At 61.2% G+C, this 10,142-nt stretch carries 9 protein-coding genes and 2 pseudogenes; 7 read left to right on the forward strand and 4 right to left on the reverse strand.

The window, feature by feature from the left end:
- The first annotated feature begins 327 nt into the window (after positions 1-327).
- Together AC5RV1_RS20430 and AC5RV1_RS20435 are read left to right on the forward strand one after the other, a co-directional pair.
- Complete coding sequence (locus AC5RV1_RS20430) at positions 328-1,353, forward strand: DUF4192 domain-containing protein (RefSeq protein WP_493995821.1); 1,026 nt, start codon at positions 328-330, stop codon at positions 1,351-1,353.
- Positions 1,354-1,537: 184 nt separating this feature from the next.
- On the forward strand, positions 1,538-1,690 hold the full coding sequence (locus AC5RV1_RS20435) for a hypothetical protein (protein WP_493995822.1): 153 nt from the start codon (positions 1,538-1,540) through the stop codon (positions 1,688-1,690).
- 165 nt (positions 1,691-1,855) lie between these two features.
- Here the strand turns inward: AC5RV1_RS20435 and AC5RV1_RS20440 are convergent, their stop codons facing one another.
- A complete protein-coding gene (locus AC5RV1_RS20440; RefSeq protein WP_493995823.1) occupies positions 1,856-2,026 on the reverse strand; it encodes a hypothetical protein in 171 nt (56 codons plus the stop codon).
- A gap of 755 nt (positions 2,027-2,781) precedes the next feature.
- Here AC5RV1_RS20440 and AC5RV1_RS20445 point away from each other — a divergent pair.
- The 3 genes and pseudogenes from AC5RV1_RS20445 to AC5RV1_RS20455 form a co-directional block, all read left to right on the forward strand.
- Positions 2,782-3,276: pseudogene (locus tag AC5RV1_RS20445) on the forward strand (ParB/RepB/Spo0J family partition protein); the annotation flags it as partial.
- A 71-nt stretch (positions 3,277-3,347) separates the two neighbouring features.
- Positions 3,348-4,472, forward strand: coding sequence for a tyrosine-type recombinase/integrase (locus AC5RV1_RS20450; protein WP_493995824.1), 1,125 nt, complete (start codon positions 3,348-3,350; stop codon positions 4,470-4,472).
- Between the two features lie 122 nt (positions 4,473-4,594).
- On the forward strand, positions 4,595-6,562 hold the full coding sequence (locus tag AC5RV1_RS20455; protein WP_493995825.1) for a tyrosine-type recombinase/integrase: 1,968 nt from the start codon (positions 4,595-4,597) through the stop codon (positions 6,560-6,562).
- 171 nt (positions 6,563-6,733) lie between these two features.
- Here AC5RV1_RS20455 and AC5RV1_RS20460 read toward each other — a convergent pair whose 3' ends face one another.
- Positions 6,734-6,994, reverse strand: coding sequence for a PLD nuclease N-terminal domain-containing protein (locus AC5RV1_RS20460; RefSeq protein ID WP_493995826.1), 261 nt, complete (start codon positions 6,992-6,994; stop codon positions 6,734-6,736).
- A gap of 3 nt (positions 6,995-6,997) precedes the next feature.
- The gene (locus AC5RV1_RS20465) at positions 6,998-7,720 is read right to left on the reverse strand and encodes a hypothetical protein (protein ID WP_493995827.1); all 723 of its coding nucleotides are present in this window, start codon (positions 7,718-7,720) and stop codon (positions 6,998-7,000) included.
- A gap of 193 nt (positions 7,721-7,913) precedes the next feature.
- Here AC5RV1_RS20465 and AC5RV1_RS20470 point away from each other — a divergent pair.
- Positions 7,914-8,773: pseudogene (locus AC5RV1_RS20470) on the forward strand (ParB/RepB/Spo0J family partition protein); the annotation flags it as partial.
- Positions 8,774-9,121: 348 nt separating this feature from the next.
- Here AC5RV1_RS20470 and AC5RV1_RS20475 read toward each other — a convergent pair.
- Entirely contained in the window at positions 9,122-9,349 is a 228-nt protein-coding gene (locus tag AC5RV1_RS20475; RefSeq protein WP_493995828.1) for a DUF2188 domain-containing protein, read from the reverse strand.
- A gap of 230 nt (positions 9,350-9,579) precedes the next feature.
- On the opposite strand from AC5RV1_RS20475, the gene AC5RV1_RS20480 reads away from it, so the two are divergent.
- Positions 9,580-9,966 (forward strand): hypothetical protein, encoded by a 387-nt coding sequence (locus AC5RV1_RS20480; protein ID WP_493995829.1) that lies wholly within the window; start codon positions 9,580-9,582, stop codon positions 9,964-9,966.
- Positions 9,967-10,142: the final 176 nt, after the last annotated feature.

Here is a 10,142-nt window from a genome sequence, read left to right on the forward strand (position 1 = left end):
CAGGTGGCGCCGTCGCAGAGCTCCGGACCCCCTGGCCCTGCCTTGTCTGCGACGTTTTGGCTGCTGTCCTGACGGATTGTACGTGTCCGCTCCGGCCCGTCTAGCCCCTCCTTCGTCGGGGCCTGCGGCGCACGAATTTCCCTGCGGCGCTCCTTCGTCGCTGATTTCCTCCGGGAATTTCCCGCCCCTTGCCCAAGGGTAGACAGGCCTCCGTCGGCCACAGCTCCGCAAGCTTCGCCAGCAGCCAAAACAACAAGGGGGAGAGGGGACGCTGGCCGGTCACCTAAGCCGCCCCACCCACCTGATCCTCAGCAAAGGACTTTCGACATGACCGACGCAATCCGCATCTCCAGCCCGGCCGACATCCTCGGTTTCATCCCGCACTCCCTCGGGTTCGTACCGCGGGAATCCTTTGTGTTCCTGACCATGCGTGGCAAGACGCTGGGCGCGACACTGCGCGTCGACGCTCCCGCGTTCGCCGAACCCGCAGGTTTCGCCCGCTCCATGGTGGACTACCTCGCACTGGACACTCAGGCCACGGCGGTGCTGCTGGCCATCTACACAGCCAGCACCCCCGCCCTCGGACAGCCCCGCCCCTTCCACGACCACGTCGAGGCCGTGATTGAGGCGCTGGAGAGTGCCGGTACCCCGCTGCAGGATGCTTGGTTGGTCACCCCGTCGCACTGGCGGAACCTGCTGTGCGACAGCGAGGCAGGATGCTGCCTGCCCGAACCGCTGGAATCTATCACGGACGGGCAGTTGAACGCGGAACTGGTGTTCCGTGGGAGCAGCTACCAGAAGGGTCCCGGCACCACCTACCCGCCCTTCAGCGGAACGTCCGATACCGCCGACCGGATCCGTGAGGCCGTTTACCGGGTGTTCGCCGGAGAGCTGCACACCGGGCGGGAACTCTGGGCGGACGCCCTGACCCGGGACGGATGGACCGACCCTGAGACCGCGGTCGAGCTGGTGGCCTGCTTCCAGCGCCCGGACCTGCGCGACGTGATGTTCTGCAACGTCATCGACCCGGAACGGCCCGATGCCGAAGACAGCGGAGACCTGCTGATCGGCCAGGGCATCACACCGGATTGGGACCGGGTCGACCGGGCCCAGCAGCTGGCACGGGACCTGATGGAAACGACGCCTGAGCGCTACCGGGCACCGCTTCTGACCCTGATCGGCTGGCTGTCCTATCTCAAGGGCCAGTCATCCGTGGCCGCCGAGCACTTCACCCTCGCGATCGAGGTCAGCCCCGGCTGCCGACTCGCCGGGCTGCTGGAAGAGCTGGTAAGCCGGGGAACAATCGCCCCCGTCGCGAAGAACCAAGCCACCGCCTATAAGAGGCACCGCTAAAGCAATGGGGCCGGACCGGGAAAAAGGTCCGGCCCCTTGGGTGCGGTGGCGGCCTCCCCCGCGTGCGCTCCTCCGGCCGCCGATCACGCTGCCGCGGGCGCAGCACCACAAGCGGGCAATGACCGGACGCCGGGCTACAGTGGAAAAGGAACACGAACCACTAAGAGCCCGGGGGGGCCAGCACATGAGCCACGACTACATCCTGACGGACGACGACGCAGCACCTGCCGATGCCACCCATGCCCAGGACATCCTGGAGCTCTCGATGTTAACCATGCCCCAGCCAGGCGCCCCCATCGTTGATATTTCCTGGGAGACATCGCCCCAGGACCTGTAAGTTACTGCAGCGATGACGCTGCAGCACTGGGTTTCCTTTTGCTGAGGGAAAACTGAGGCCGGCCCCAAGGGGCCAGCCTCAGCCCTACAACCGCTGAGAAGGACCTCGCTTCGCTCGGGCTGTAGAAGCGTTTTTCTGTTTTGGCTGCTGTCCTGACGGATTCCTTTAGGCGCGCCGACTTGCAGAGGCCATCCACCAGCAAGCGGCGGCCACAACACCGTTAAGCACCGCAATATAGATATCGCCGGCAGCAGGCCGACCAGCGATCAGGTCCACGGCCACCAACACCACCGACGCGACCGCGGCAACACTGAACACCACAGCCAAGATCTTCATGGACCTCACGGGCGGCGGCCGCCACCCGTGAGTAGTGACATGTTTAGCTGCCATCGATCCGCGATCTACTGCTGAGGCCGGTGTCCAGGTTGAACTGCCCGAGCTGCGAAAGCCGCTCCCGCGAGAAGAACGATGACTGCCGAAACGACGGAGTACCAAGCTCCGTTGAAACTCAATGCGATGTATACGCCGATGAGAGAGAAAGCAACTGCCCCCAGCGACCAAACGAGCGTTGCTCTTCTGGTGTTGTTCATGGCCCAAGCCTAAGGGACCAAAGATCAGATCGGGCGTCCGCTTCGCGGCCGGCTATTGGGGCCAGGTGGCGCCGTCGCAGAGCTCCGGACCCCCTGGCCCTGCCTTGTCTGCGACGTTTTGGCTGCTGTCCTGACGGATTGTACGTGTCCGCTCCGGCCGGTCTAGCCCCTCCTTCGTCGGGGCCTGCGGTGCAGGAAATGTCCCTGCGGTGCTCCTTCGTCGCTGATTTCCTCCGGGAATTTCCCGCCCCTTGCCCTCACGGGTAGACAGGCCTCCGTCGGCCACAGCTCCGCAAGCTTCGCCAGCAGCCAAAACAACAAGGGGGGAAAGGGGACGCTGGCCGGTCACCACGAGCCGCCCCAGGCGACAACTTGGTCCGCGTCCGCACCCGTTTCCCGCCCGCTTGATAGACATAGAAGCGTCTGGGGGGAGAAGGGAAGCTGGCCGGTCACCACGAGCCGCCCCACCCACCCCACTTCTCGGCAAGAAGGAGCAACACCATGAACGCAACACCCACGCTTGAAATGCTCGACCCGGCCACCCTGACCGTGGACATCAACGTCCGCAAGGACGCCGCCCTGACCGCTGACTTCATCGCCAGCATCAAAGAACACGGCGTGATGGAACCAGTGATCGCCCACCGCAAGGACGACGGCACCGTGCACGTCCTGATGGGCCAGCGGCGCACCCGCGCGGCCGTCGAAGCCGAACGGCCCCTCATCCCGGTCCTGCTCATCGACTCGCCCGAGGAAGCCGAGCGCATCGTGACGCAGGTCGTGGAGAACATCCAGCGCGCCGAACTGACCGAAGCGGACGAAGCCGATGCCTACCACCAGCTGTCCCTGATCGGAGTCTCGGCGGCCGCGATCGCCAAGAAGACCGGCCGGACCAAGGACAAGGTCGAAAACGCGCTCAAAGCCAAGGCATCCACCACAGGGACCAAGGCCCTCGAGAGCGGCTACACCCTCGACATGGCGCTGGTGATGGCCGAGTTCTTTCTTATGTGGACACTGCGAGCCTCACGGAGGATGAAAGCCGGGGGTGTTGCACTGGGAAGGTGACGCAGATGCGGGTTGTTACGACCAAGTCATCCGGGATGGTTTCCAGCGTGATGCTTCTGGATCCAGACGGTTCGGCCGTGGCCCCTGTCTGCAGATTTTTGCAACACATTTTGGACTCCGGAGGCAGCCCGAACACTGCTTCGGCTTACGGTTTTGATCTGAAGAACTTGTTTGTATTCTTCAACGAGACCGGCACGGAGTGGGACGATTTCCGTCCCGCTGTGGCTTTGGAGTTTTTGGGCTGGTTGAGGAAGCGACCGAGCCGAAGGCCAGCCCAGCGACTTGGTCTCGCTATTACCGGTACTGAAGGACGGCTGCTGTCCGCATCCACTATTGCCCGGATGCTGGCGGCCGTTTCGAGCTTTTATGAGTGGGCAATCATCGCGGAGATGTTCGACGCGGAGAACCCCATGCGCCGGCAACTTGATAGGTCATTGGCCATGGTGAGTGAGCGGCACCGACCATTTACAGGCGGTGCAAGTAGACAGCAGCCGGTCCGGAGTCAAATCAGGGTCAAACTGCCGCTGAGACTGCCGCGCCCCTTGGCCATACCCGAAGTCGAGGCCCTGCTGAATAGCATGACCTGTTTGAGGGATCTAGCGATGGTCCTGCTGATGCTTGATGGAGGACTGCGCCCAGGGGAAGTGTTGAGCCTGTACCTTGAGGACGTTTCGTACGGGCACCGGCGCGTCACTATCCGGAAACGAGATGACCATCCTCGCGGAGCGAGAGGGAAATCCCGCCAAGAACGCGTTGTCGATGTGCTGGAACCCCGCACTTTGGACGCCGTCAACCGATATGTCATGCGTGAACGTCCATCCCAATCGGAGAGCCAGTTTCTCTTTCTCGTCGGCGGCCGCGGTGCGCGATCCTGTGATCCGCTGTCGTACGACGCGCTGGTGCGTATGTTCTCTCGACGGCTGAACGAGCTTGGACTGCGGGCACCCGAGAAGACACCGCACGCCTTGCGTCATACACACGCAACCCTGATGTGGGAAGCCGGAATGCGCGAGTTGGCACTCCAACAACGCCTGGGCCACGCATCACCGGAGTCGACCCGGATTTATACCAGGGTTTCGGATTCCCAGGTCCGCGACGAATACCTCGCTGCCTTGGCTGCTCTCCAGTGACCTCCGCTGCGCGGGCAACTGCAGGGATACCCGTTCCTACCGCACGCCAGCACGCTACGGAGATCGAGTATGGTGCGTGGGTCAAAGCGTTTATCCCCCACTATGCTGCCCGCTACCAGCGCATGGCGGCCTACCGCCGGTTTGTTCAGGCTTGGCCTGATCTGGAGGACTGGTTCCGGGCGCCTCTTCTCGTCCGGGCTGGCTTCACCGGCGGACCCCTTCGCGCCACCGGACGTACGGATACCTTCGACGCCAGTGGCTATCTGGTCTATTTGGCCCTCGTGCACGGCGTCGGGCTGGATTACGAATTTTTGTTCGTCCGAAAGTACGCCCGGCTTTTTAGCACCGAGGCAGGCGGCAAGGGGCTCGGGGTTGATCTGGACCTCTTTGAGGCTCACACGATGCGCCTGAAGGAGCTGGGATACCGTCCGGAGTCATCCCGGACGAACCTCACCTGGGCGATCGGCCGTCTACTGCTGCATCGCGGTAACCCTGAAATCACAGCGATTTCCGCCGAGGACCTGTTTCAAATGGCTGAACAGATACGGTCTTTCGGCCAACGGGAGGACTTCGCTCAGCTCCGGGCCGCTCTCTATCAAAAGTCGCCTTGGCAGATGACCGGCGACAACGCCGGCGAACGTTTCGCCAGGGCTCACCTGGCGAAAGTCCACTGCCTGCACGTCCTGCTGTTCAACATCGGGCAGGTCACCGACCCGCCGCTCACCGGAACGAGGCGCCGCGAAAGCTGGGAAGAAAACCTGCTCCCGGAACCCTGCCCACCCCGGATCCGGGCGGTCGTTGAGCGCTATCTCCTCACCCGCCTTGAGGCACAATTCGACCGCCCACAGACGGTCAGGATCGCCAGAGAGGGCTTGCGGCGCTTCGTGAACTGGCTCGGACGTGAACACCCAGAGGTCACATCTATGGCCCAGCTGGACCGGTCCTTGATTGAGGAATACCTTCGCTGGTTACCTACATATCCGAGTCAGAACACAGGCCAGCCGTTGCATATAACCACCCGCAAGCACGAGATTAATGCCATCGGAGCATTCTGTCGTGATACCAGCATGTGGGGCTGGGACGACGTTCCGGGCGGGCCGCTGCTCACGGCTCGGGACGCGCCTCGCAGGCAGGAGACAATTCCCCGATACCTGCCCCGGCACGAGCTGGACGCCCTGATGACCGCGATAGAAGGCCTCGCCGATCCGTTGCAGCGGACCGCCCTGTTGCTGCTGAGGTGGTCTGGTGCGAGAAGGGACGAGATCCGGCGACTTACCTGGGACTGCCTCGACGCCTACGCCAGCGGCCATCCCAGGCTGCGAATCCCGGTCGGCAAAGGCCATTCTGAACGCCTCATCCCGCTGCATGCTGATGCGGCCGTTGCCCTGCAGGAGACAATCAACCAGGCCAAGGCGATGAAGGCAGTAGCGCGGCGGGATGCCACCACCGGGCGGCTGGAGAACTACATTTTCGTCCGCAAGGGCAAACTCCTCTCATCGGCGACCCTCTTCGATGACGCCTTTGAGAAGGCGTGCACCGCGGCCGGCCTCGTGGACTCCAGAGGAACAAGGACTGTCAGTGCACACAGGCTGCGCCACACCCTCGGCACGCAACTCGCCGAAGGGGGAGCGAGAATTCAGACCATCATGACGATCCTCGGCCACAAAAGTGCATCAATGTCCATGATCTACAGCAGAATCTCCGACCCGGAGGTCCGTCGTCAATACGAGGACGCGCTAGCTTCGGGTAACCGAATTGCTGGGCCCGCGGCTGAGGCAATAATGAACGGAAGCCTTGACGACGAATCGATTCATTGGCTGCAAAGCAATTTTCTCAAGACGGAACTTGAACTCGGACACTGCCTACGACTGCCAGCAGAAGGGCCATGCGAATGCGAACTGATGCTCACCTGTCCAAAATTCCTCACCACCAGCGAGTACGCACCCAAACTTAACGCCCGGCTCGAACGTGAGGAGGAACTCGTAGCCGATGCAGAAGTCCGCGGGTGGCCCCGAGAAGTCGAACGCCACAAGGCAACACAGCAACGCATCCGTAACCTGCTCCAAGACTTGGAACCAGACGCCGGGTAAAGACTGGGGTAAGGCCCGACGGGCTGCGCAATATGTTGGGGTATTGCTCCCACGATGGTCACTAAAATGTTGTGCGGAAACGACGCAGGACGGGACGCTCTCCAGTTTTGGAAAACGTCCCGTCCTGCTTCAGTCACGTCCTGCTTCAGTCACAAGCAGGTAGAGGATGGTCTACACCCTGCCGTGCTGCTTTTCAGTTACTTGCTTCCTGATAACGGTGTAGCCCAGCCACGCCAAGGAGCCGAGAAACGGTGCAATGAGGATGCCTACTGCCACAAGTGCTTTGAGCGGGTTGGATAGCCACTTTGAGCGGAACAGAGATACAAGCGCAAACACCGCTAGCCCAAGGTATAAAACGCCAAGAACCGGGGTAACCCAGGTGTCCGAAGAAGAGAGAACCGGGTTCGCTGAGCTCATAGTTGCGAGATCCATGATTTAGGACTGTACGGCATAGGCGGTCGACGGAACCACCTGCAGCTGAACCCACACTTCCCAGGAACCCCATGCTGCATCCACCCTGGACTGAGCCTGTGCCCAGGCAGGGGTCGATCCGATAGAACTCTGGCGGCCAATCCACACAGAAGGAGACGAACAGCTAACACCCGCACAATTTTGTGTGGAGTTTCCAACGGAGAGGATGCTGCTCGGTCCTCCGTTTACATGCTGATAGGTTGCGACAAACGCGACGTTGATGATTCCGCTCCAGTTGGCAGCAATCGTGCAATTGCTATAGACCGCATACCCGCTGCCACCGGAATAGGCGCAGTTGTTTACTACCGCCATCGTAGTGATTTCACCAGGCTGTGGTGTCACGGCCTTCTCTACGCTTTGTGCCTTGAAGGATCCATCAGCGAAGCGTTCGACTGTCTCAACTTGGGCGGCAGTTGAGCGATCTTCAACGACGACCGGAGCTACACCAGTGAAGGCATCCAGAGGTTGGCCGCTCCTGATCTTCTTGATCAGTTTGTCCTGTTGCTTCGCATCGACTTCGTACTTGTCGAATGAGGCCCGGATCTCCGCTTCCTGGTCCGATGTAAGAGAGGTGGCCTTCCGGTCAATCTGTGTCAGGCCGCTCGGCGAGGCCGCCGCTATCGTCGGTGATCCCAAAAGCAGCAGGCCAGCCGCCAAGACAGCACTCATGATCGTTTTACGAGACATCTTTCCCCCAATGGTTTCTTGTAAGAGATTCCAAAGTACCGAGCCATCTCGGGGAGGCGACGCGGAAAAGGGCAGCTAAGCTATATCGTTACAAATTTGTCATACGCTATGACAAGAAGTGCCTTGCTCGAGTTCGGTCCATAGTCATGTAGACAAAGGAGGACCTTGACGCTAGAGGTTTGTCCACATAATTGAAGGGGACCAGGATGCGGTCGAGGAACTCGAATCAGTCATCCGCGACGAGCCGCAGTATTTTGACCACATCGCCCAGAAGCTTCGGGACGACCGCAAATCCAAGGCTCAGCTTGCCGCGCTGATCGAGGAACTCATTGCTCAGGGCAAGGCCATCGTCGAGGACGCCGGGCACTACGCCGACGAGGAGAACCTGTACGTCTCAGCGGCCAACCGGGCAGACGGGGAACCGGCCACCGACGAGGACGCCAACGCCTGCATCATCAGCACCAACTATCAGGGCCAGCACCACGCCAAGCCCGTTATCAGCGACTGGAAGGAACTGGGCTTCACCCCCAAGTACGAACGCTACAACGGCGGCGGGACGCAGGCGCAGAAGGGGCCGATGACCGAGGAGCAGAAGGCCGAGCGGAAAACCCTGATCGCCAATAACAAGGCCATGGAATCGGCCACCAAGGTCCGGCGGGAATGGGTCAAGACCCTGCTGGCCAGGAAGCAGGCACCCAAGGGTTGGCAGTACTTCACCGTCCACGCCATCACCCACCACTCCGAAACCGCCAGCGGCTACGACGGAAAGGTCGCTGCCGAAATGATCGGTGCCAAGGTCGAAGAGACCGACCGGGGGGGTGGAACCCGCTCCGGGACCACGTCGCCAAAACCGAAGCGCGGCCCGAGTTCTCCCTGATCGCGCTGGTCTGCGCAGGGTATGAGAAAACCATCGCCAAGGACTCGTGGCGGTCCCCGAGCCAGACGCACCGGGACTACCTGAACCAGCTGGTCACGTGGGGATACACCCCCAGCGAGGTCGAGAACATCATCCTCGAGGGCCAGAAGCCAGCCGAGGACGACGCGGCCGCATAAACACTCTTGCCGGGCGGAAATCCTGCCCGGCAAGACCCCCGGCCACGCATCACGGAAGGGCCCGGAACCTTTCAGAAGTCGGGCGGTCCGCCGCCCAGGGCGAACCACAGCAGCGACTCACCAGGGGCGGACCGCCGGTCAACGCACCCACCACACGCACCACCAGGTGCCGCGCTGCAAGGGGGCAACGACGTCCACCGGGGCAGCTGCAGGCACCACCGAGAACATTCAGCTAGGCTGAATCCGTTGATTTCCTTTGCCGAGGAGAACGCAGAAGGGCCGGCTCATTTTGAGCCGGCCCTTCTTGGATTCCCCAGGCGCCGGAGCGCCCAGGGTGTGGCTTAGCGATCAGCCCGGGACGTTCCGGGGATCGTTGCCGTAGCTGTTCTTGGCGCCGATCTGGCCGTCCTGGTTCTTGATGACATGCTCGACCTTGTCTGACTGGGCAGCTTCCCGGCCTGCAGCTTCTGCTTCGTCCTTGGTGCTGTAGCCGGCACCGAACGCGCGGCCGGTACCTTCGCGCTTGTTCTTCCACGAACCGTCTTCGTAGTACGTCTCGATATCACCCTGAGCCATTGCACACTCCCTCTGCCGTTCCGAATCCTGCATCTGCTGCCCACCGTGGATAGCGAAAAGCCCCGCAGCACGAGTCGTAAAGCGGGGCCTCCCTGGCAACCACTCCGCCTGATGGGGGACAGGCGGAGAAGCTGACACCCAACCTAATAGCAAGCATGCTTACCTTTCAAGTTGGCGCGCCCGTCCCCAACGTAAGCTATGCACAAAAAGAGAACTCATTGGGGGAGAGCATGGACCAGTCGATAGACACTGACCCGAAACAGCAATTAGCAGCCTGGAACAAACGCTGCGGAATCCTATGGCTCAAATACTTCGCCATCGTGCTTGTCCCGATATTTCTGCTGATGTTCCCGTTCGTCCAGGTGCTCAACTACTTTCTGGACGTAACCCGCCCCCTGGTTACGGGCGAGCTGGTCTACGGCCAGCCCGGATACTACGAGTACCAGGCCGCAAAAGACCAGGCACTGATTATTCTGGCCGGACTCCTTGTCCTCGCCGCAGCCCACTATTACCTCTGCAACCGCTGGTGCAAGAAAGCAATCCGCACCCTCGGGCTGCCGCCCGGAAACACCACCAGATGGAACCGCTGGGTATTAGGAAAGGCTCAGGACTCCTAGAGACAGGCCCGGGAACGTTTCCCATGGTCGACACCATGCGCTGCCGACGCACCATCCGCTGTGGTCGTTCTTCCTTCAGCAGGGATGCTTCTATATACGTCAAGCCCATCTTGTTCGATCGATCCGGCACGCGCGTACATGATCTTTTACCAGGCGCAGATTAGCTTCTTGAGTGA

This window comes from Arthrobacter sp. Hb9-2 (assembly GCF_059091165.1).